Consider the following 20,440-nt stretch of genomic DNA (forward strand, 5'->3'; position numbering starts at 1 on the left):
GAAACGGGCAGGGATCAGGGTGCCGGAATAGTGAGCAGGCTGGCGATGCTCTTGCCGCGGATGTCGTACACCCGCGCGAACACCACGTCGTCACGCTTGATTTCGACCACAACCGGCGCGTTCAGTCCCTTGCAGTAGAACTCGCCGAGCGTCATGGCGAAATCCGCGGCCTGGCTGTCCCAGCCGATGGTGAAATCGGGGCCAAGTGCGACCTGTGCCGGACGCTGCGGACCGCACACCGCGACACGCCACTTGCGGTTCCGGGGCGCAGGCTCCTGACGCTCCTCGATCTCCTGCCGCAGCCCCTCGGACGCCTGCTTGAGCGCGAGTCCCCAGTAGTCGAGCATGTAGCGGTCGTCGGCGGCGCGAACCGTTCCCGCGATATGGTTGAAGTGCGTGTACTGATAGGGATGCAGCCGGATCATCTCGTTGAGCGGCAGCATCAGCCCCAGCAAGAATACCGCTGCGAACACGGCCTGCGCGGGACGGCTGCGTTCCTTCAGCCAGCCGATGATCGTGGCAAAGGCCACGCCGGCGAGAACGGCCATCGGCGGGATGACAAAGATGAAATGGCGAATGCCGTTGTAAAGCGCCGGACGCTTCACCATCGCGATGATGAGCGGAAGCGTCGCCGCCAGCGTCAGCATCAGCATAATGCTCTTGCGCCGGGTATCGACGTTGGAGCGCATCAGCGCAACGAATGTGCCGGCGACGGCGGCGCCGAGCAGGCCGAGCAACACTTCGGGAAGCTGGAGTGCGAACAGCGTCGGCAGATACGACCACGGCATGTCCGGCACGGAGACGATCGCGCCGTTGAACAGTTCCTTCCATGGCTTCTCGAAGAAATGCGAGAAGTACGTCAGCGCGCGGAACGGATTGGCGGGGTCGATGATCGACCACGGCCACACGAGGCCCATGATCAGATAGCCCAAAAGTACGCCGGGCAGCAGAACATAAACGACATGACCGAGCCGGTGTGCGGCTTCGCGCAGGCCATGGGTCCGGATGTCGGAAATCCAGATCGGCATAAATCCGATCGCAGCGTAGATCAGCGCCAGTCCGCCGAGGATACGGCAGCCGATCGACAGACCCGCACCCAGACCGATGATCAGGATCGTATGAGGCTTGGGCGACGGATACTCCTGCGCCAGCCTCACCAGCCCGAGCATCAGGATCACCATTGCCACGGCAAAGGGCGCATCCTTCGGGTTCATGAACATGTGTCCGTAGAACGTCGGACACAGGGCGAGCAGGACGATCGCTGCGAGACCGGCCACCGGTCCGCCGACGCGCCGCGCCAGCCGCCATGTCACGCCGATGCCGATCAGGCCCACGATGGCGCCGAGAAGGCGCCGCGTCTCGAACAGTTCGAGCGGAATGACTTTGTGCAGGAGCGCGGCCGCCATGTCGAAGCCGCCGCCGTACATGTAGAGGTTGGCGAACGACAGCGCGCTGGTATCGGTGAAGCCGCTGCCGAACATCTTCAGCAGCAGATCGGCATATTCCGCGTGTGTGTAGTCATCCCAGCCCAGACCGTAGTCGCGGAATGTCAGGCCTGCGACGACCGCGAGAACTGCCAGCACGGCAAGCGCAAGATCGTCACAAGTCTGCTCGATCGAGCGCCCGGCTGGCGTGTCGAGGGCCGAAGTTGTTATCGATGACATCTCAGCTAATGAATCCAGCCGTTCCCGTGCCTGCATGTTTCCCGGGCAGGCTTTCCCGGGAACCTTGTATCCCAGATCGGTGTTCAGGTAATTGCCAAATATGGCGTATTTTCTCTAAGTGCGTTGCAACATTTGCAACCAGGGTAAAACAACCCTGCTCCGAAAGCTTTTTTGCACGCGGGGCAGGTTGGGGTTCTGAACCTGAACGGCGTGTGACCGACGAGGTATCTTTCGTCGAAAAAGCATTCAATTACCAATTGGTAATGCGCTGACTTGAAACTATTATGGAACTCCCCCTGTGAGTCCGCCGGATCCAAACGGACACCGGCAAACCTATCATTCTAGGGGATCCTTTGGTTCTGACATGCGTAAAAGTGCCTAGGAGAGATTCGATCCGAATGTCAGAACCGGATCACTAGCGCGGGTTTGGAGCTTGTAATGATTGCGCTATTGATCGGCGGAACGGTCATCCTCTGCATCGGCCTTCTGACGGTCGTGTTCGGAATTCCGATCAAGGAATTCAGTTTCGGCAACACGATGATCCTGGCCGGGGCCGTGGTGTCCTGCACCGGGCTGGTCCTGATCGGCCTGTATTTCGTTGGCCGGGAATTCCGGAACCTGGCGCGCCGTCTGGAAACCGGTCTGCCGGCGCCAGCCGTGTTGCCGCGCGAGCCGGCCGCTGAGATCGAGCCTTCTGTTCCGCCTATTCGCCCGGCGCGAACCCTGCCTGAACCGCCGCTGACGCCGCGTCCGATGCCCCCAAGGCCCGCCCGCGAAGACACGTTGTTTACCCGCGATCAGCCGCGCGATGGAGCGCAGGACCGGGATGATTTCGGCGACGACAGCCGCGACGATCACGGCCGTGCGCCGCTCGGCGCGCATGAGCCGGCGCCATGGCCGGAGCATCCGGTCACCCGCGCGCGCAATCCTGCGCCTGCCACGGAATCATTCGAGCCTCCGGCGGAAACGCCTGCGCGCCAGCGCCGCAACATCATGTTCTCGTCGCACCGGCGCGATAAGGCGCGCGAGTTGCCCCCGCGCGATCTCTCACCGCAGGACGACAGCGCCGACAGGCCGGCGGAGGATTTCGAGCGTCACGAGCCGGAACCGGAGGCGCGAGGCGCATTCGACAGCGCCTGGCCCAGTTCGCGGCTTGAATCCGATAAGGGGCGGCAGGATTCACCCTTGCCTCGAAATGAACGGAGCGCGCCGCCGCCGGCCTCCGATCATGACGCCCCGGAGCCTGTCCGCGAGCGGTTTCAGCCGCCGCGGCGAGCGGACGCCTCGTCGGTCACTATCGTGAAGTCGGGAGTCGTAGATTCGATGGCGTATTCGCTGTATTCCGACGGATCGATCGAGGCGCAGATGCCCGAAGGCATGGTGCGGTTTGCGTCGATCGACGAACTGCGCGCGCATCTGGATCAGCGCGGCTGATCCCGGCAAACAGACGGCCGTTCCGAGTGTAAATAAATACACGCCGGTATTCTTGTTGTGCTTGTCAGTCCGGCAGCAAATCTCTCATACTTGCAAGTATAGATGACGTCGAAACTGTCGACAGGCGGCCCTTTGCTTGTGCGCCAGAGCTTTTCGACTGTCATCTGATTTGCGGATTTGAAAGACATCACGATGAGCGAAACCACCCCCAAGGGCTTTGTCGACCTGACCGCTTCGATCGTCTCCGCCTATGTCAGCAACAACGCGACCACCGCGGCTGAAATCCCGGCCCTTATCAGTCAGATTCACGCAGCACTTGTGCGGGTTTCAAACTCCGGCACGGAAGCCCAGGCGGAGCCGGCCAAACCGGCGGTTTCCATCAAGAAGTCGATGACGTCGGAGTACCTCGTGTGTCTGGAAGATGGAAAACGCTTCAAGTCCCTGAAGCGACATCTGCGCTCGCAGTACAACATGAGCCCCGAGCAGTACCGCGAGAAATGGGGCCTTCCGGCCGACTATCCGATGGTGGCCCCGAACTATGCGGTGGCCCGGTCCCAGCTTGCCAAGAAGATGGGCCTTGGCCAGCAGCGGCGCCGCCGGAAATAGGGCCTGAAAACACCAGGCTTGCCACAGCTTAGGAATAATTCCACATTTGAGATTCCCGGAGTCAAGTCCGGACGGCTGTTATATTTTTTCGGGGATCGCTATCCCCGCTGTTGGCATCGTCGCTAGGATATAGGTATAAAATCCTAGTGAGGTTTCGATGCTCGATTTCCAGCCGCCTGCTCTCCCTTTTTCTCCGCCGCAATCCGGCACCGGTGAACCGCATCCGAACGAGATCTGCCGTTTGGTTGCGGCCTGTGTCGCACTGGATTTCGGTCTCGACGCTGCCGCTCTCGAAACCGGTCTGCGCGGTTCTCAGCGCATGGCCTTCGCGCGGCAGATCGCGATGTACCTCGCCCATATCGGCTTTGGGCTCAGTTTCGAGATCATCGGACACGCCTTCGGACGCGACCGGACAACCGTCGCCCATGCGTGCCGCGTCGTGGAAGATGGCCGCGACGACATCTGGTTCGATTGCCGTGTCGCGACACTCGAACTGATCTGCCGCGCGGCGGCCGGTGGAGATGTCCGATGAAGCGGCAGGACAGCAAGACCCGGCAATCAGCCACGCAGGTTCCCGGTGACGCGGTTGACGTGTTCCGAGCACAGCATCTCGATCTCGCAACGCGCGATCTTATGACGGAGACCGGCGTGACCCAGGTCCTTGTGAATGACAGCGAAAGCCCGCTGGCGTGGCTGGCGCGCCGCAAAGGACGTGATGGGCGCGCCATGATCGGACCGGATCAGTTCATCGCGGGTGAACGCCTGCGCGCGGATTTCACCCGCGGACACATGACGCCGCGCGTGACGTCGAGCTGGACCGGTATCGGCCGGACGAAAGGATCGGGCGGCGGCAGCGACATGACGGATCTGATCGTTGCGTCGCGCCAGCGCGTGCGTCGGGCGCTGGAAGCCTGCGGACCGGAATTCTCCGGGCTTCTGCTCGATGTCTGCTGCTTTTTGCGAGGACTCGAGGATGTCGAGCGTGAGCGCGGCTGGCCGTCACGTTCGGCCAAGGTTGTGCTGCAGCTGGCGCTCGACCGGCTGGCGCGTCATTACGGATTGCGCAGCGATGCGCACGGCACCGGCGGTTCGATCAGGACCTGGCTTGCGGATGACGCGGCTTTCACGCCGTAGTTATCTTAAGAGGCAGAAGCGAGCGTTTCGCGGGCGTCGTTCTTGATCCGCTCCACCATGGCGCGCAGCCCATTGGAGCGCTGCGGCGTCAGGTGTTCGCGAAATCCGAACTCGTCGAAGATCGAGATCGGATCGGTGTCCAGGATGTCGCGCGCCGTCTTGCCGGACTGGATTGTCAGCAGGATCGCGATCAGTCCGCGCACGATATGCGCATCGCTGTCGCCCTTGAAATTCAGCACCGGCTCGTCGCCGCTGCGGTCGATGTCACGCGACAGCCAGACTTGGCTGGCGCAGCCCTGAACCTTGTTCTGCGGGGAATGCTCGGCATCGGACATCGGGGCCAGCGTGCGGCCAAGCTCGATGACATAGCGGTAGCGGTCGTCCCACTCATCGAGCAGTTCGAAATTGTCCCTGATTTCGTCGATGGTCATGGCGGTCCGCGTGCTCATATCAAAAGGTCTCGTCCGAGCCTTATATGAGATCGCGAGACATCGATAGCTATAAGTTCCGGGCCTTTTTCGGCCCGGAATCGCCTGTCGGGGTCTTATGGACCCGCCGGTCCCCCGGCTGGCGGCTGCCAGTCGATCGCAAGGTCGTCCTGCGTCAACGTCTGATGCACGACCGCCGCGATCTCCGGTCCGCCGACCTCGCTGTCATCCGGCGTGCCAATGGAGCCGGTGTGATCAGGTGCTTTTTTGCCGGCCTTGTCGAGGGGATCAGGCGCCTTCTTTTCGTTCTTCTCGGCCTTGTCGGTGATGAACTGATAAACCTTCTTGGCGCCGGACTGCGCGCGTTCGCCGATCACCGTCGCCGCCTGTCCGCCCACGGTACATGCCGCCGGCTGACGGTTGCAGAACTGGCTCATGTCGGACACGGCCGCGGTGGCTGCCGAAATAGCTTCCGACGCGCCGATCTGCGGACCCTTGTCCGAATCGGGCGTCTTGTCGGTCGGGAGCAGCACAAGCACCAGCCCCAGCCAGAACGCCATGCGAAGGAGGAAAAACATCTCACACCCCGTTAGTCGCTTTCACCGGAGTGGCTTCACACAATGAAGCACTCCGCCCCGTTGCGATTGATCTCGCAATCATCCCGTGTCGTATCAGACGCGGATAAATCTCCGGTTCTTGCGCTGTCTAAAATTTGAATGGTTTGATTTGGCGTAAATTTTCGATTGATAAGAGCAATATTTCGCTTCGAATGACGCGGCTGTGGCCGCGACCCATGCACGATTTCGAAACCATAACGCGCCGCATGGAAACTTCGCGTTCACCATTCGGCTGGATGAAATCGCCGATTGTCCGCGAAAACAGCGCATTCGAGCGGCGTAACTTGCTATCGGCAGCGCGCCTTAGCGTTCGCTTAAGTTCACTCTGACACCATCGGCCAAACGAAAAACGGGGGCGTTCCGGCAGTCGACACGACGACCGGCCGAACAGTGAGAACAACGTGAGATTGTCCGCCATCATACGTGATCATCTGGACTCGCTGCTGCATCCATCGGCGCGGTGGGATTTGATGACGAGAGCCCGCCATCGCGCTTTCATCGGGCCGCGGCTGCTCGGCGGCCTTGCGGCGCTTGCATCGCTTCCGCTCTATCTCGCGGTTCGCGGCGCTCCGCAGGAAGTCGAGGTCATGGTGTTCGCGTGGCTGATCGCGCCCATCCTCGTCTCCTATTATCTGTCGCGCACAGGTCATTATGAGCGCGCGCACATTCTGTCATCGACCGCGCTGGCGGCGGTGGTCATGGCGGTCTGCATCAATACCGGCGGAATTTCGTCGTTCGCGGCGATTTGGCTTGTGGCCGTTCCGCTCGATGCGGCGCTGTCCGCCTCGCGGCGTGCCGTTGTCATTGCCGTCGTGCTGGCGCTCGGTTGCGCGCTGGGTCTGGTCATGATCGACGCTTTCGGCGCGCTTCCGGCTTCCAAAGTGCCTGCTTCATACAGTTCGCTGTTCGATGCGCTCGGTATTGCCTCGGCAACGATCTATGCGTCGGCTCTGGCTTTCAGCGCGGAATCGCTGGCGCAGATGAGCAGAAAATTGCTGATGGTCGAAGAGGAGCGCTATCGGCTGCTCGCGCACAACATCAGCGACGTGATTTCCCGGCATAGCCGCAATGGCGCGATCCGTTTTATTTCGCCGGCAGCGGAAGCGCTGCTTGGCACACCTGCGGCATTGCTTCAGGAGCATGGTCTGTTCGACCGTGTTCATGTGGCCGACCGGCCGGCCTATCTGACCGCTCTCTCGGAGGCCGCGCGCAGCGGCGACGAGCGCAGCGTCGAGTTTCGCGTCAAGCGGGATGCTATACGCAGCTTTGATCATGAGCGGACACCGGCCCCCGAATTCATCTGGATCGAAATGCGCTGCCGCCCGATCGATGCGACGTCGCGATCGCTGACCGATCCGGGTGTCGAAGTGGTTGCGGTAATGCGCGATGTGACCGAGCGCAAGCTCCAGGAGCAGGCGCTGGAGAATGCTCACATGGAGGCTGAGCGGGCAGGCGCGTCCAAATCGCGCTTCCTCGCCACGATGAGCCATGAACTGCGCACCCCGCTGAACGCCATCATCGGATTCTCGGAGATGATCGTCCGCGAAGACGAGATGATGATCGACGCGGCACGGCGGCAGGAGTACGCCAAGCTGATCAACGAATCCGGTCTGCACCTGCTGTCGGTGGTTAACGGCATTCTCGACATGTCGAAGATGGAAAGCGGCAACTTCGAGATTCTTCCCGAACTGTTCTCGCCGCGCGAGTCCCTGGTCAGTTGCTGCAACCTGATGGTTTTGAAAGCACGCGAAAACGGCATCGATGTCGTGACGCGCGCGCCGGCGGACTTGCCGCAGATCACCGGCGACCCGCGCGCCTTCAAGCAGATGGTTTTGAATCTGCTTTCCAATGCGATCAAGTTCTCGGAGCGCGGCGGCACGGTCACCGTCACCGCCGGGATCGAAGGGGCGCGCCTGCTGGTTCGCGTGATCGACAGCGGTGTTGGAATCGGCGCCGAGGATCTGAAGCGGATCGGCGATCCGTTCTTTCAGGCGGGAAAAACCTATCAGCGCCGCCACGAAGGCACCGGACTTGGCCTCTCGATCGTCAAGAGCCTCGTTGCCATGCACGGCGGTGAGATGACGGTGCAAAGCCAGATCGACGAAGGCACGACGGTCACGGTGGCGTTGCCGATCACGTTCACGCCGCCGGCCGAGAAGCCCAGTAATATCGCGACCCTGGCGCCCCAGCGCGCCGAACATCAAGACTATCAGGTGAAGAAAAGTGCCTAGACAGATCGCAGAAGACGACGAGAAACCACGCCGCCGCCGTCGCGCCTCCGCAGTTGCGGCGGTCGAGGCCGAGTCCGAGCGTGGCCTGATCATGCGCGTTCTGTTGCACAGCCCGAAGGACACCCTGGCGGCAACGGCGGCGCTCGCGGCGGTCATCGCCATCGTCACCAATGCGATGTTCCTGCAGGCCGGGCGTCATCCATCGCCGATGTTCAGCACCGCTTCGGTGTCGTCACTGCCGGCGGTTGCTCCGGCTCCCGCGCCATTGCCGCGCGTTCGTCCGCCAGAGGCGGAAGCACGTGTTGTCGAGAAGCCTTTGGAATCGCCTGCGCTAGCGAAGCAGGCTGCAACGTCTGCCGCGCCGCGGCCTCCGGCCGTCGTTCACGCGGCCAAGAGCGATCCGGTTGGCGATCTGATCGTGTCGACGCGGCGTATCGCGGCCGTTCAGCGTGCCTTGACCGAGTACGGCTATGGCCAGCTAAAACCTACCGGCGTTGTCGGCACCGACACGCAGGCCGCGATCCAGAAGTTCGAGCGGGATCGCAAGATGCCAGTCACCGGCCAGTTGTCCGACCGCCTGATTCGCGATCTGACCGTTCTGACGGGACGGCCGATCGATTAGGCTGCCCCTCTTAAATGGATAGACAGGCCGCGCTCCGACTGTGGTAGCACCTCTCTGTCTTCCATTCGCCCGGTCGGTCCAGCCTCATGTCTCGTCTGAAAACATCCATCTGGGTCGCGGGTTATCTGCGGCGATGCCAGGGAGTCGGCATGTTCGGCGCAGTCCGGCGTCGCGGCGCGGAGGAGGCCGGCGCGGTATTTGTGAAGATCGCCTTGATGAATGGCACGGCGATGTTGTTCGTTCCGGCGCCGCAAACCGCCTACGACGACAGCCACCCCATGGAACGGGCCTTCATTCAGTCGCCGCCGCAAGCTGTCGACGAGCAGGTCATCGAAGCGCGTCTTGCGAAGGAGATCGGTTTCGATCCGGATGTCTGGATTGTGGAAGTCGAGGACAAGGAAGGCCGTCACTTCCTCGATATAGCGAAGACGTAAACCTAGCCGCGAGACGTGTTGCGGGTAGTGACGCGCGTCCCCGGCTGGGCTGCGGGCCGCGATTGCAGGGATGTTGAGCGGGCGCGCTGGCGCTCGTCGTCATAAAGTGCAGGGCGATATTTTGCCCGCGTGGTGGCAAGTGCCGAGCCGCGCCATGCGGCAAGCATGATCAGTGCGGTGCGCAGTTCGATGACCTCGTAGAGGCGCGCCAGCCGGTAGACCTCCATGACCGACGCGCCGAGCGACGGATTCAGGAACAGCAGCACGCGCTGATACGATTCGCCCGGCATGCCGAGCGCCTTGAGCGCGCAGGCGAGGGGCTCGCCGCCTGGTTCGTTGACGATCTGGGTGGCGACTCGCGACGTCAGGATCAGCGCGTCGGCGAGTTCGGCGGCGAAGCCAGCGGAATCGGCCGCCAGCGCGGCCTGCTCAAGCGCTGTGACCGCGCGCGCGGCGCGGCGCGGATCGACCGGCGTCGACGGTTTCAGCGGCGTATCGGTCAGGCCATACAGCATTTGAGCACGGTGGCCTTTGTCGGCGGCCAGAAACATCTCGATCAGCTTTGCTGCATCGTCCGGCTGCATCGACAGGGTCGGCGCGGGCAAGATGGGGGCGGCGGGCGCTTCGGAGTCGGAGACGATCTCGAAGTCTGCCGCGGGGTCGATCTCAAGCGTGTCGTCAAGGATGTGCTCGTCGTCCCGCACAACGACCCGGCTGTCTGTCGTGTGTTTCAGTTGCAGCTTCCAGGCGATTTCACGCGGCGTGTTCGGGTAGATCGCCAGGCGGGCGCGCACTGCGGCGCGAGTGGCATCGTCGACCTCATCGATCAGACGCGTGGCCAGTTCGGCGAACTGCCGCTCCTCGTCGAGGGTGTGGTCGCTGGTCTGGACGTAAAGGTCGGTCAGCACGCGAAGCAGCGTCGGGCGAATGTCGACGCCCTCGCGCCGGGACAGCGTCATCAGGCCATCGAAGCCGTGAAACATCGGAGGTGTCGTCATGCCGGATACACGGGTTTAAGTCTGGGCCTGACATTATCGATCGCCTGTTAACAACCCATTAACCATGACCACTCTTAATGGCCGGGTGCCGCCGGCGCAGGAAGCAGGCGGTCAGGAGAGATCGATATGGGCATCATTGTTGAATTTCCGGCTGATGCAGCGGCGCGGCGCGCCGGGCCGGACATGAACATGGTCCCGCGCGAGGGAACGGCAACGATCCTGATTCTCCCAGCCATCCGGATCGAGCGCTACGCTGACGAAACCAGCGATGGAGTCGGACCGGGGGAGGGAACGGCTCCGGGACGCCGCCGCAAGCGCAGGGCGCGTTCCTGAACAGGTTTTCCCGGCGAAAGGCTCGCCGGATCGGCAACGCTTTCAGACCGGACCGCGATGTGTAATCCGCTCTATCTTTTGCCATTCGTTGCGAGCCTCGCCTGCCCGAGCGATGATTTCGGCCGCACCCGCTCGACGTTCTATCATGAAGACATGCACAGATGGGTCGGCGCCGAGGCGACCAAGAGTCTGGGCGGCTATCCATCGCAATTCCAGTTGACGGATCTGGAGCGGTCGCTGCGCGATCTTGCCTATTACTTCATCGAGCCGCCGCACTCACACCCGGCATGGAAAGCGGTGTTCGGCGATTACGAAAAAATACCAGCGCCCTGGCGGCAGAACGTTGTCTTCGATCGGACGCTCTATGGACGGCGGATGATCGACGAGCCGCACCGGTCACAGGCTGCGGCTTACGGAGGATTGATCGAGGATGTGCGCAACGATGGCGTGATGCTGGATCAGTTCATTCCTGTCGCCCTGAAAGTCAACGATCTCGATATCAAGCGCAACAAGGCGCTCGGCATCGTTGCCGATCTCTCACCGCGCGAATACGATGACGCGCAGGCGCGAATGCGCGAGAACGTTCTGGTCGTGCAGTGGGCGCAGCAGTGTCTGCAGCAGCGCGTGGCGTCGTATCGGTGGGCGCTGGACCGGCTGGTGATTCAGGCGCCTGATCCGATGGCGGCGGATGCCGATCGTCTGATCGTTCAATTGTCCCAGCGCGCATCGGAACTGTGGATCAAGGCGACGCCTGTTGTCGGCCGCGCGCTGCGCGTCGGCGGATAAATCAAAATCCAGAATCTCTGCGACGTTCCGACACGCGGCGGAACGCCGCGTTGAGTCCGCCTGCAATCAGTTGTTTGTTTTTTTCAAGACATCGAACCAACTGATTTGCCCTGAGAAGATGGGGGATGGAATGACAGGTTCCCCGGTCGAAAGATTGTTTCTTCTCGGAAGATCTTTTGGAACTCTGATTGCGCTGAGTTTCGCCGTTGCTGTGCCTGCGTTGTTCATTTTCTACACGCTTGAACCGCATCTGGTCCTACCTGCGCTCAGTGTGCTGTTTTTCGCGGCAGCAGCTCTCGCCGCGATCACGGCGCTGTCGGTCAAGACCAAGAAAAACACGGAGAATTTGAATCTCTGGGATGTCGCCGGCGGCCTCGTTATCACCGGTTGCGCAGCATCCGTGCTGGGAGAACCGGAGCAGGTCGCACAACTGTTCGAGCATCTGTTCGAACGCAGAACTGACTCCAAGTAACGGGAGACGTTTTAGAAGCTAGACGACCAGGCCGGGCCCCTCTGGCAGCGTGAAGCTGCGATGTCGGACTGGAATTCAATTGGAGTGGCCCTTTAAACTATACGGCTGTTGTCCGGCAGCGTGATGCACTGACTGAAAAGTCGATGCGTGATGCTTGTTGTGCTGCATCGTGTTCGCCTGTGACAGGGGCCGCTCTTCCACAAAATAGGGAAGCCCGGCTTATGTTTGAATTTATCACACCCGAAGCCCTGACCGCACTTGTTCAGGTCATTCTCATCGACCTTGTTCTTGCGGGCGACAACGCCATCGTCATCGGCCTTGCTGCTGCAGGTCTGCCAAAAGAGCAGCGCAACAAGGCGATCTTGATCGGCGTTGGCGCCGCGACATTGCTGCGAATTGTCTTCGCAGCTCTTACGACCCAGCTCCTGGCCATTGTCGGTCTGCTGCTCGCGGGCGGCATCCTGCTGCTGTGGGTCTGCTGGAAGATGTGGCGTGAGCTGAGCGCCGGGCATGAACAGCACGTTATGACGCCTGATGGTGAGACCTCAGCAGTCCCGACCAAGACCCTGGCCCAGGCCACATGGCAGATCATTGTCGCCGACGTCTCGATGTCGCTCGACAACGTGCTCGCGGTCGCCGGCGCGGCGCGCGAGCATCCCATGGTGCTGGTCTTTGGATTGGCTCTGTCGATAGCGTTGATGGGTCTTGCCGCGTCGTTCATCGCGAAGCTGCTGCAGAAGCATCGCTGGATCGCTTATGTCGGCCTCGCGGTTATTCTCTATGTCGCCGGCGAGATGATCTATCGCGGCGCTCTGGAGATCTGGCCACACCTGAAGTGAACGACATCGGCAGTACCGCCCGCAATCTTGTTGTTGCGGGCGGCGTTACCTTGTGTCGCTGATCTGGAAATTACCGCTTGGCTTGCGGTGCTTCGGTTTGCAGGCCGCATTTTGCTGCCGCCAGCGAGGCCTGCGCTTGTGGCATCAGGCCGGGCTCTGCCGCAAGCGCCTTGAGTACGATGAGACCGGTCGTGGTCGGCGAGTCGATAATCAGGCGGTCGGCCGCGGTGACTTCTTCGTCTTCCGGCAGTTCGGCGTGCTGTGCTTCCGTCATCAGGTCGAGCTCGATCACGCGCCGCCCTGCGGAGCGATCGTTGATCGCGTAGTAGGCGACATCGTTGCGCGTGTAGAACGACACCGAGGTATAGGCCTGGCTCACCGGAACGGTGAGCTTGAGCGGACCGCTGGAAAGATCGTAGCGGCAGGCGGCGCTGGCGAAGGCGGGGTCCATGAACGGCATCGGAGCGCTGCCCGGCGCAGCAGCCGGCAATGCCGTCACAGCATTCAGTTTGGTGATCGGAGCGAGACGCGAATAGGCGTCGAGCGTCGCGACCCGCGGAAGCACCAGCACGCTCACGAGGTGAACCACGCCGCCGAGCAGCACGCCGCCGAGAATTGCGAACAGCCAGCGGATCATGGGCAGCTCACGGTGCTGATCGATGGCATCGGCGCATCCTTCTGCGTGCGCGTTCCGACGCCGACCGGCGTATCGTAGAGCCGCAACACCAGCATGTACCGGTCAAGGCCGCCGGTCGGCAGCCAGTTGCCGGCGCGCGCGCGCGACGTGATCCGCACCTCGAAGCTGCCGTCCGAGCCGCGAACGATTTCCTGGCTGGTGAATCCGTAACGCTGGAGCGAATTGGCGACGAGCTGGCCCTTGGTATCGTAAATCGTCATGGTCCAGAAACGCGCAGCAGGCGTCACGCCTTTCACGACCACATCGCATCGTCCGTCGAGCGCGCGGCCTGCATCGTCCCTGTTTGCGGTGAACAACACGCCGTCACCGGTGCCGACCGGAAGCTCGCCACTGCGGGCGACGGAGGCGCGAGAGTAGGGGTCGATGCTGCTGGTCCCGGTCCGGGGCCGGGCGGTCCACGCGCCGATCTTGATGGTGCCGACATCGACGCCACGCGTCGCCGTCATCCATGTGGCACCGAGGCCGACGATGGTTGCTATGATCAGTGTAACAAGGGTGATGAGGATCAGCCGCACGATCGAAGCGCACTCATGACGCGGTTAGTTCTTGCGCGGCGGCTGGGCCGCCGCAGGCTGATCGGTTGCCGATGCGAAACTGTCCGGGAAAGCCACGCTGGAGGCCGGCGCCGGCTTGCCGTTGTCGTTCGAGGACGTCTTGCCCGGAACGGCGACAGTCTTCGCAGCGTCATCGAACAGCTTCTCGACGCGCACCAGGATATTCGCACCGCGCCGGGTCAGCACCGGAGGAGGACCGGGATTGACCTCGGAGGCCTTCGCGTTCGCGTTGGCCGAAGCAACAGCGTCAGGCCGCTTCTTGCCGGCGCCGATGCCGGGGATGTCCTTGATTTCAACGCCCTGGTGCGCGACGACCATGACGTCGTGCCATGTCTGCGCCGGCAGCGAGCCGCCGGTCATGCGGTTGGTCGATGAGTAATCGTCGTTGCCGTACCACACGGCGGCGGTGAAGTTGCCGGTGTAGCCGACGAACCATGCGTCGCGGAACGCGTTCGTCGTACCGGTCTTGCCGGCGGCGGGAATGCCGTCGAGCTGGGCGCGCCGCGCGGTGCCTTCGTCGACCACGTGGCTCATCATTTCCGCCATGTCGGCAGCCACCGATGCCGGGATGGCTTGCGTCGGCTTCCTGCCGTCGCGGTCCCAGCGCCAGACCGGATCACCTGCGCCAGTCCGGACTTCGAGCACGGCATGCGGCTTCACCGCGCGTCCCTTGTTCGGGAACGTGGCGTAAGCGACCGCATGCTCGACGACGCTCACTTCGGTCGAGCCGATCGGCAGCGACGGGGTATCGACCAGAGGAGCGGTGATGCCCATCTTGCGCGCCGTCTCGACGATCTTCGCGCGGCCGGCGCGCGGGCCACCTTTTCCGCCCATCGCGATCGACAGCTTGACGGGCACGACGTTGATGGAGCGCGTGATCGCCTGCGTCAGCGTCACCGAACCGGAATACGAACGTCCGTAGTTCTGCGGGCACCAGTTGCCGATACAAACCGGGCCGTCTACCACGATGGATTTTGGCGTGAAGCCGTTCATCAGCGCAGTGGCGTACACGTAAGGCTTGAACGAGGAGCCGGGCTGGCGCATCGCATCGACGGCGCGGTTGAACTGGCTGGCGCCGTAGTCGCGGCCGCCCACCATGGCGCGCACGCCGCCATCGAGATCGGCAAGAACCACGGCAGCCTGGGTCGCGTGATAGTCGCGACCGAACTGGCGCAACTGGTTTTCGACGGCGGATTCCGCGGCGTGCTGCACATTCATGTCGATGGCGGTGCGGACCACGAAGACACGTTCGATATAGGACTTCGGGAATGTCAGGACGAGCTTGCGCATCTCGTCGAAGGCGTAGTCGAGATAATAGTTGGGCGAGTTCTCGTCACGCCGGTCGACGGCGTTGGCGGGATTGCGGCGTGCGCCGAACACCTGGCCCTCGGTCATGAAACCGGCGTCGACCAGATTGTCGAGCACGACGTTGGCGCGGGCGCGGGCTGCGGGCAGGTTGATGTGCGGCGCGTATTTGGTCGGCGCCTTGAACAGGCCGGCGAGCATCGCGGCTTCAGCAAGGTTCACGTCGCGCGCGGACTTGTTGAAATAGAAGTGCGCCGCGCCGTCGACGCCGAAGGTGCCGCCGCCCATATAGGCGCGGTCGAGATAGAGCTTCAGGATTTCGTTCTTGGTCAGCCGCGTTTCCAGCCAGATCGCAAGGAACGCCTCCTTCACCTTGCGCTCGATGGTGCGCTCGTTGTTGAGGAACAGGTTTTTCGCGAGCTGCTGCGTGATCGATGAGCCGCCTTGCCGGACGCCGCCCGCCTGCGCGTTGGTCATCAGAGCGCGCGCCGTGCCGGCGACGTCGATGCCGAAGTGATCGTAGAAGCGGCGATCCTCGGTGGCGAGAGTGGCCTTGATCAGGTTGTCGGGGAAATCTTCAAGCGGAATCGAATCGTTGTGCTTGATGCCGCGGCTGCCGATCGGATTGCCGTAGCGATCGAGGAATGTCACGGCGAGATCGGATTTCTTCAGCCAGTCGTCATCGGAAGTTTCGCGAAATGCCGGGATGGCCAGCGCGAGCATCAGAACAAGGCCGGCGAGACCGATAGTTGCGCCTTCGGAGAGCGGCTCGATGAAAACCCAGCGCTTCCAGCGGCCGACATAGAAGCGATCCATGAAGGTCGAATAGCGCTCCCAGAGCTCGCGCAGGCCGACAGCCGAATTAAACAGCGAGGAATCAATTCGCGCGTCGAGGTCCAGCAGGAAGTGCCGGAACCATTTCTTCCACTCGCTGGGTACGATCTGGCGCACCGGAACCCTTGATAATGACGCGGCGAAACGGGATCACGAGTCGCCGGATGAAAAGCGCTGGTTAAACGATGCTGATCAATTTGCGGCATCCCCAAGGCGACCGGAGGCCCGATTTTGCCAGCGGGAATCCGCCATCTTCTAGCCGACCATGAACCATAAACCAATGGCCGCGTTGGTTTTTTAATGATGACGGTGAATGCTGCCCACGTTTTTCAGCGCCGGCAACACCGACCGGCACCTTGCCGCTTGCGCAACAGCCGCCAAGGCTCATAAAGCACCATATCAGCGTAAGGACGCTTCAGGATCCCAGCAGGTTCAAAGCCATGACAGCCCGGCCTCGGCCGCCCTCGACCCAAAGCGAATCTTTCTGGAAAACCAAGACGTTGGAGGAGATGTCCGACAGCGAGTGGGAAAGCCTGTGCGATGGCTGCGCGCGCTGCTGCCTGGAAAAGCTGGAAGACGAGGATACGGGCAAGATCTATTTCACCCACATCTCCTGCAGGCTGCTCGATGCCGGGCTGTGTGCCTGCAAGGACTATCCCAACCGCTCGGCCAAGGTGTCCGACTGCGTGCGGCTGACGCCGGAGAACGTCCGGACGTTGAACTGGCTGCCGCCGAGTTGCGGCTACAAGCTCGTGGCCGAGGGCCGCGATCTGTACTGGTGGCACCCACTGATTTCCGGCGACCCCAACACCGTCCATGAAGCCGGCGTTTCGGTGCAGGGCAGGGTCTGGGGCAGCGAGGACGAGATCGAGGAAGCCGATCTCGAGGACCACATCGTGCAGTGGCCCGGCGTGATTCCGAAGCGGGCGCGGCTGAAGCAGCGGCCGCCGTCCAAGTAACCTATCCACGGTATATCAGGCGTCGGATAACGCCCACGTGATGGTCCTTCCGCGCGGTGCACCCATGCGCCTGCGCCGCTTATGAAGCCGCGCGAAACAGGATAAAACTGGTGTCATCCCGTACATTTCGAGTTCAAGTCATTTGCGGCTTGATCCTTCTTCAGAAACATTTTCCGGACCTCGTCCAGCCTCATGACCGAGACACATCGACAGCGCGGCGATATGGCCGATGAGGCGCAGGCGCTGGATACACCGGACGACGTTGCCAACATCGCCACCGAAGTGATCGATCTGTCGGAAGCGCCGCCGATCGTGCCGGCGCCGCCGCTCTCGAAGAGCGAAGTGCGGACCATCCTGCTGAGCCTGATGCTCACGATGTTCCTCACCGCCCTCGACCAGACCATTGTCGCGACCGCGCTGCCGACCATCGGCCGGCAGTTTCACGACGTCAGCAATCTGTCGTGGGTCATCACCGCTTATCTGCTTTCATCAACGGCGGTCGCGCCGGTCTACGGCACGCTGAGCGACATCTACGGCCGCCGCGCGATGATCATCGTCTCGCTGGCGCTGTTCCTGCTGGGCTCCGTGCTGTGCGCCATCGCGCCGAACATTCTGACGCTGATTCTCGCGCGCGCCCTTCAGGGCATCGGCGGCGGCGGCATCCTGCCGCTGGTGCAGACGGTGATCTCCGACGTGGTGACACCACGCGAACGCGGCCAGTACCAGGCCTATTTCTCGTCGGTGTGGGTCGCGGCCGGCATCGGCGGCCCGGTGCTCGGCGGATTGTTCGCCGAACATCTGCACTGGTCGGTGATCTTCTGGATCAACCTGCCGCTCGGCGCGCTGTCGCTGGCGCTGCTGCTGCCGAAGATGAAAAAGATTCCCGTGTTCCACCGCAGGCGCAAGGTCGACTGGCTTGGCGGCGTGCTGCTGATGGCATCCGCCGTGATCGTGATGCTGGTGCTGACATGGGGCGGCAACCGCTTCGCATGGGCATCGCCCGCGATTATCGCGATGATCGGATCGGCGCTTTTTCTCGGCGTCGCATTTGTCTGGCATGCGAAGCGCACCAGTGAACCGTTCCTGCCGATTCCGTTGCTGTCGGGATCGGTGGTGCCGTACGCGATGGCGGCGGGCGGCTGCGCCATCGGCACGATGATCGGCCTTACAGTGCACATGCCGCTCTACTACGAGGTGGTGTACGGATTGTCCGCGAGTGAAGCGGGCCTCGCCTTGATTCCGCTGGTCGCGGTGTCGGTGCTCGGCGCATGGGCCGCGGGCCGCGCGATGATGTTCACCAAACACTACAAGCGCGCGGCCATCGGCGGTGTGACCGTCGCAGCGTGTGCGGCGACTGCGCTCGCAGTAGCGACGCCGCTGCCGCTGTGGCAACTGCTCGCGGCCTTGTCGTTCATGGCGGTGGGTCTCGGCACGGTGTTCCCGGTCAGCGTTGTGTCGATCCAGAACGCAGTGCCGCGCATGCAGGTCGGCACGGCGACCGGCGCGATGAATTTCTTCCGCTCGCTGATGGCGTCGTTCACCGTTGCGGTGTTCACCGCGATCCTGCTGATGGTGCTCGGCGGCAACCTCACCATCGGCGCCGAGCATCAGATCGGCTCGAAGCATGCGATCGCCGCGAGCGACATGATCGTCGCGTTCCGCTACGTGTTCGCCGCCGCCGCTGTTCTGCTGACGACCGCCGCGACGCTGGTGATCCTGATGGAAGAGCGCCCGCTGGCGGGGCCGCAACAGGCCCCCGCCGAGATGGCGGAGTAGGGATTGATCCCGCTGTTTGCGCGATAAGGCGAAACGGTGACAAACTTCGGCGTATAAGGCGGGAATGGCAACAAGGTGTCCGGCTGCGTTGCACGCGATCCCCTGTCGTGCTGCACTCCGCGAACGGAGCAGTGGCGTGCTGAACTCGGCCTGGCTGATCGTGCATCTGATCGCAAGTGCAACCTCATTCCCGGGGGCGGCGGCTGCCTCCCGGCCTTCGGGTGTGAGCTGCACCTATCAGGCGTGCATGGCGAAATGCACCAGACTGAACGGGCCCGTCTGCAACAGCTATTGCGAGAGGCGTATTCCGCAGCGGATTGCGAGGGGAGTCTGCATCCCGGCCCGCGCGGCTACTTCTTGAAGAGGAAGTCACTGAGTGATGCGACCGACGCCGGATGGGCCGCGCGGTTGTCCATAGAATAGGAAATAAATCCTTGACAGCGTGACGCTGCCGGGTTACGGTCCCGGCATGCTCCAGAAGTGTCATTCCGGCGGCCCCACAGCGGCCGGATGAGCCGTTGACGCCCGCAGGCAAGGTTCCTATCTTATGCAAGATTGCAGAGGATAGGCAAATGCCTGCAAAACCGCAGACAGTATCGGAACTTGTTCCTGCCGACCGTCACGGCCTCGCGCTGGAAGGTTTCTTCCGCATCATGGCCCGCTGGGGCGTCGGCAACAGCGACGCGCGGCGCATCCTCGGCAACCCCCCGGAGCGCACGTTCTTTCAATGGAAGAGCGGCAAGGCCGCGCGCCTGCCGGACGATACGCTGCGCCGGATCGGCTATGTCGCCGGCATCTGGAAGGCGTTGCAGATCATTTATTCCGATGCCGCGCTGGCCGACGGCTGGGTGCTGCGTCCGAACCGTTCTTTCGCCGGACAGACTCCGCTGGCCAGAATGACCGCCGGTGACGTGACGGATCTCGCGGCGGTGCGCGCGTATGTCGATGCCGCGCGCGCGCCGTGGTCGTGACGGCAAAAGCACCTGACACCACGCGTGTGCGCTGGCGGGAAGCATGGCGCATCATCGCCTCGCGCTATCCGCCGATCGCGCTGTTTGAGCGCGTCTCGGATGATCCTGCGGTATGTGATGTGCTAACCGATCTTGAACAAGCCACCAATCCACGGCTGCGCGACGAGGCGGGCGAGATCGCGCTGGTGCCGCCGGAGCGGCGCGTGAGCGGGCCGAACGCATCGTGGGTGATGGCGCCGTTCACCCATGTGAACCGCAACGGCTCGCGTTTTTCGGACGGCAGCTACGGCGTCTATTACGCCGCGCGGTCGCTGCAAACCGCGGTGAAGGAAACCGGCTATCACTTCGCGCGCTTCGCGGCGGATTCCAGCGACCCGCCGCGCCGGGAAGACATGCGCGTGCTGCTCGGTCACGTCGATGCGAAACTTCACGACGTGACGAAGCTCGACGACAAGACAAGGCGGCTGATCCTGGACAGCGAGAGCTACGCGCACAGCCGGCCGTTTGCGTTGAAGCTGCGCGACGACGGCAGCGACGGCATCGTCTATCCGAGCGTGCGGGACGAGGGCGGCTCATGCATCGCCGCGTTCTGGCCGGATGTCGCCGGCGTTCCCATGCAGGAGCGGCATCTGCAATACGAATGGAACGGCAGGCGCTTCAGCCGCTGGTTCGACTACAAGGAGGAGAGGTGGGTGAGCGCGTCCTAGCGCCACCAGTCGTGTTGCGAGCCACCACGATCCAGATTG

22 protein-coding genes are annotated in these 20,440 nt (G+C 62.5%); 15 read left to right on the forward strand and 7 right to left on the reverse strand.

Going from position 1 to position 20,440, the window contains the following annotated elements; genetic code table 11:
• Window positions 1-14 precede the first annotated feature (14 nt).
• Window positions 15-1,664, reverse strand: a complete 1,650-nt coding sequence (locus HMPREF9695_RS05455; protein ID WP_024921686.1) for an ArnT family glycosyltransferase — start codon at window positions 1,662-1,664, stop codon at window positions 15-17.
• Window positions 1,665-2,102: 438 nt separating this feature from the next.
• On the opposite strand from HMPREF9695_RS05455, the gene HMPREF9695_RS05460 reads away from it, so the two are divergent.
• The 4 genes from HMPREF9695_RS05460 (at window position 2,103) to HMPREF9695_RS05475 (ending at window position 4,838) form a co-directional block, all read left to right on the forward strand.
• Entirely contained in the window at window positions 2,103-3,098 is a 996-nt protein-coding gene (locus tag HMPREF9695_RS05460; RefSeq protein WP_006019816.1) for a hypothetical protein, read from the forward strand.
• 192 nt (window positions 3,099-3,290) lie between these two features.
• A complete protein-coding gene (locus tag HMPREF9695_RS05465) occupies window positions 3,291-3,704 on the forward strand; it encodes a Ros/MucR family transcriptional regulator (RefSeq protein WP_006019817.1) in 414 nt (137 codons plus the stop codon).
• 157 nt (window positions 3,705-3,861) lie between these two features.
• The gene (locus HMPREF9695_RS05470; protein WP_006019818.1) at window positions 3,862-4,236 is read left to right on the forward strand and encodes a helix-turn-helix domain-containing protein; all 375 of its coding nucleotides are present in this window, start codon (window positions 3,862-3,864) and stop codon (window positions 4,234-4,236) included.
• Window positions 4,233-4,838, forward strand: a complete 606-nt coding sequence (locus HMPREF9695_RS05475; protein WP_006019819.1) for a DUF6456 domain-containing protein — start codon at window positions 4,233-4,235, stop codon at window positions 4,836-4,838. The genes HMPREF9695_RS05470 and HMPREF9695_RS05475 overlap by 4 nt, the downstream gene beginning before the upstream one ends.
• Window positions 4,839-4,843: 5 nt before the next feature.
• Here the strand turns inward: HMPREF9695_RS05475 and HMPREF9695_RS05480 are convergent, their stop codons facing one another.
• On the reverse strand, window positions 4,844-5,269 hold the full coding sequence (locus tag HMPREF9695_RS05480; RefSeq protein WP_041711911.1) for a SufE family protein: 426 nt from the start codon (window positions 5,267-5,269) through the stop codon (window positions 4,844-4,846).
• A 113-nt stretch (window positions 5,270-5,382) separates the two neighbouring features.
• Entirely contained in the window at window positions 5,383-5,844 is a 462-nt protein-coding gene (locus HMPREF9695_RS05485; RefSeq protein ID WP_006019821.1) for a DUF5330 domain-containing protein, read from the reverse strand.
• 509 nt (window positions 5,845-6,353) lie between these two features.
• Between HMPREF9695_RS05485 and HMPREF9695_RS05490 the strand changes: the two genes are divergently transcribed.
• The 3 genes from HMPREF9695_RS05490 (at window position 6,354) to HMPREF9695_RS05500 (ending at window position 9,170) form a co-directional block, all read left to right on the forward strand.
• Complete coding sequence (locus tag HMPREF9695_RS05490) at window positions 6,354-8,114, forward strand: PAS domain-containing sensor histidine kinase (RefSeq protein WP_006019822.1); 1,761 nt, start codon at window positions 6,354-6,356, stop codon at window positions 8,112-8,114.
• Window positions 8,107-8,736 carry a peptidoglycan-binding domain-containing protein gene (locus HMPREF9695_RS05495; RefSeq protein WP_006019823.1) on the forward strand — a complete coding sequence of 210 codons (630 nt, stop codon included), beginning with the start codon at window positions 8,107-8,109 and terminating at the stop codon, window positions 8,734-8,736. Before HMPREF9695_RS05490 ends, HMPREF9695_RS05495 begins: the two co-directional genes overlap by 8 nt.
• An 86-nt stretch (window positions 8,737-8,822) precedes the next feature.
• Complete coding sequence (locus tag HMPREF9695_RS05500) at window positions 8,823-9,170, forward strand: DUF1491 family protein (protein WP_024921679.1); 348 nt, start codon at window positions 8,823-8,825, stop codon at window positions 9,168-9,170.
• 2 nt (window positions 9,171-9,172) lie between these two features.
• Here HMPREF9695_RS05500 and HMPREF9695_RS05505 read toward each other — a convergent pair whose 3' ends face one another.
• Window positions 9,173-10,168: a DUF2336 domain-containing protein gene (locus tag HMPREF9695_RS05505; protein WP_006019825.1), complete on the reverse strand. Its 996-nt coding sequence runs from the start codon at window positions 10,166-10,168 to the stop codon at window positions 9,173-9,175.
• 126 nt (window positions 10,169-10,294) lie between these two features.
• Here HMPREF9695_RS05505 and HMPREF9695_RS05510 point away from each other — a divergent pair, with 126 nt between their 5' ends.
• The 4 genes from HMPREF9695_RS05510 (at window position 10,295) to HMPREF9695_RS05525 (ending at window position 12,598) form a co-directional block, all read left to right on the forward strand.
• On the forward strand, window positions 10,295-10,501 hold the full coding sequence (locus HMPREF9695_RS05510; protein ID WP_006019826.1) for a hypothetical protein: 207 nt from the start codon (window positions 10,295-10,297) through the stop codon (window positions 10,499-10,501).
• Between the two features lie 57 nt (window positions 10,502-10,558).
• The gene (locus tag HMPREF9695_RS05515; RefSeq protein WP_006019827.1) at window positions 10,559-11,287 is read left to right on the forward strand and encodes a hypothetical protein; all 729 of its coding nucleotides are present in this window, start codon (window positions 10,559-10,561) and stop codon (window positions 11,285-11,287) included.
• Window positions 11,256-11,759, forward strand: a complete 504-nt coding sequence (locus HMPREF9695_RS26865) for a hypothetical protein (protein WP_245258716.1) — start codon at window positions 11,256-11,258, stop codon at window positions 11,757-11,759. The genes HMPREF9695_RS05515 and HMPREF9695_RS26865 overlap by 32 nt, the downstream gene beginning before the upstream one ends.
• A 221-nt stretch (window positions 11,760-11,980) precedes the next feature.
• Window positions 11,981-12,598 (forward strand): TerC family protein, encoded by a 618-nt coding sequence (locus HMPREF9695_RS05525; protein WP_006019829.1) that lies wholly within the window; start codon window positions 11,981-11,983, stop codon window positions 12,596-12,598.
• 70 nt (window positions 12,599-12,668) lie between these two features.
• Here the strand turns inward: HMPREF9695_RS05525 and HMPREF9695_RS05530 are convergent, their stop codons facing one another.
• From HMPREF9695_RS05530 to HMPREF9695_RS05540, 3 genes are read right to left on the reverse strand one after another with little or no spacing between them, the layout of a single operon-like run.
• The gene (locus tag HMPREF9695_RS05530; protein ID WP_006019830.1) at window positions 12,669-13,235 is read right to left on the reverse strand and encodes a DUF1254 domain-containing protein; all 567 of its coding nucleotides are present in this window, start codon (window positions 13,233-13,235) and stop codon (window positions 12,669-12,671) included.
• Complete coding sequence (locus HMPREF9695_RS05535) at window positions 13,232-13,810, reverse strand: DUF1214 domain-containing protein (RefSeq protein WP_006019831.1); 579 nt, start codon at window positions 13,808-13,810, stop codon at window positions 13,232-13,234. The genes HMPREF9695_RS05530 and HMPREF9695_RS05535 overlap by 4 nt, the downstream gene beginning before the upstream one ends.
• Before the next feature lie 24 nt (window positions 13,811-13,834).
• On the reverse strand, window positions 13,835-16,105 hold the full coding sequence (locus HMPREF9695_RS05540) for a transglycosylase domain-containing protein (protein WP_006019832.1): 2,271 nt from the start codon (window positions 16,103-16,105) through the stop codon (window positions 13,835-13,837).
• 323 nt (window positions 16,106-16,428) lie between these two features.
• Between HMPREF9695_RS05540 and HMPREF9695_RS05545 the strand changes: the two genes are divergently transcribed.
• From HMPREF9695_RS05545 to HMPREF9695_RS05560, 4 genes are all read left to right on the forward strand, one after another.
• Window positions 16,429-16,947 carry a YcgN family cysteine cluster protein gene (locus HMPREF9695_RS05545; RefSeq protein ID WP_006019833.1) on the forward strand — a complete coding sequence of 173 codons (519 nt, stop codon included), beginning with the start codon at window positions 16,429-16,431 and terminating at the stop codon, window positions 16,945-16,947.
• A 192-nt stretch (window positions 16,948-17,139) separates the two neighbouring features.
• Window positions 17,140-18,723: an MDR family MFS transporter gene (locus tag HMPREF9695_RS05550; RefSeq protein WP_006019834.1), complete on the forward strand. Its 1,584-nt coding sequence runs from the start codon at window positions 17,140-17,142 to the stop codon at window positions 18,721-18,723.
• 572 nt (window positions 18,724-19,295) lie between these two features.
• Entirely contained in the window at window positions 19,296-19,694 is a 399-nt protein-coding gene (locus HMPREF9695_RS05555; protein WP_006019835.1) for an MbcA/ParS/Xre antitoxin family protein, read from the forward strand.
• A complete protein-coding gene (locus HMPREF9695_RS05560; RefSeq protein ID WP_006019836.1) occupies window positions 19,691-20,401 on the forward strand; it encodes an RES family NAD+ phosphorylase in 711 nt (236 codons plus the stop codon). The genes HMPREF9695_RS05555 and HMPREF9695_RS05560 overlap by 4 nt, the downstream gene beginning before the upstream one ends.
• Window positions 20,402-20,440: the final 39 nt, after the last annotated feature.

This window comes from Afipia broomeae ATCC 49717 (assembly GCF_000314675.2).
In the GTDB taxonomy this organism is placed as follows: Bacteria; Pseudomonadota; Alphaproteobacteria; order Rhizobiales; family Xanthobacteraceae; genus Afipia; species Afipia broomeae.

Bases quoted from the DNA above. Each gene is read 5' to 3' on its own strand.
- HMPREF9695_RS05530 (WP_006019830.1), bottom strand. From the start codon at position 13,235: ATGATCCGCTGGCTGTTCGCAATTCTCGGCGGCGTGCTGCTCGGCGGC.
- HMPREF9695_RS05555 (WP_006019835.1), top strand. From the start codon at position 19,296: ATGCCTGCAAAACCGCAGACAGTATCGGAACTTGTTCCTGCCGACCGT.
- HMPREF9695_RS05515 (WP_006019827.1), top strand. From the start codon at position 10,559: ATGTGTAATCCGCTCTATCTTTTGCCATTCGTTGCGAGCCTCGCCTGC.
- HMPREF9695_RS05460 (WP_006019816.1), top strand. From the start codon at position 2,103: ATGATTGCGCTATTGATCGGCGGAACGGTCATCCTCTGCATCGGCCTT.
- HMPREF9695_RS05505 (WP_006019825.1), bottom strand. From the start codon at position 10,168: ATGACGACACCTCCGATGTTTCACGGCTTCGATGGCCTGATGACGCTG.
- HMPREF9695_RS05545 (WP_006019833.1), top strand. From the start codon at position 16,429: ATGACAGCCCGGCCTCGGCCGCCCTCGACCCAAAGCGAATCTTTCTGG.
- HMPREF9695_RS05465 (WP_006019817.1), top strand. From the start codon at position 3,291: ATGAGCGAAACCACCCCCAAGGGCTTTGTCGACCTGACCGCTTCGATC.
- HMPREF9695_RS05455 (WP_024921686.1), bottom strand. From the start codon at position 1,664: ATGTCATCGATAACAACTTCGGCCCTCGACACGCCAGCCGGGCGCTCG.
- HMPREF9695_RS05525 (WP_006019829.1), top strand. From the start codon at position 11,981: ATGTTTGAATTTATCACACCCGAAGCCCTGACCGCACTTGTTCAGGTC.
- HMPREF9695_RS05500 (WP_024921679.1), top strand. From the start codon at position 8,823: ATGTCTCGTCTGAAAACATCCATCTGGGTCGCGGGTTATCTGCGGCGA.
- HMPREF9695_RS05490 (WP_006019822.1), top strand. From the start codon at position 6,354: ATGACGAGAGCCCGCCATCGCGCTTTCATCGGGCCGCGGCTGCTCGGC.
- HMPREF9695_RS05485 (WP_006019821.1), bottom strand. From the start codon at position 5,844: ATGTTTTTCCTCCTTCGCATGGCGTTCTGGCTGGGGCTGGTGCTTGTG.
- HMPREF9695_RS05480 (WP_041711911.1), bottom strand. From the start codon at position 5,269: ATGACCATCGACGAAATCAGGGACAATTTCGAACTGCTCGATGAGTGG.
- HMPREF9695_RS05550 (WP_006019834.1), top strand. From the start codon at position 17,140: ATGACCGAGACACATCGACAGCGCGGCGATATGGCCGATGAGGCGCAG.
- HMPREF9695_RS05475 (WP_006019819.1), top strand. From the start codon at position 4,233: ATGAAGCGGCAGGACAGCAAGACCCGGCAATCAGCCACGCAGGTTCCC.
- HMPREF9695_RS05470 (WP_006019818.1), top strand. From the start codon at position 3,862: ATGCTCGATTTCCAGCCGCCTGCTCTCCCTTTTTCTCCGCCGCAATCC.
- HMPREF9695_RS05510 (WP_006019826.1), top strand. From the start codon at position 10,295: ATGGGCATCATTGTTGAATTTCCGGCTGATGCAGCGGCGCGGCGCGCC.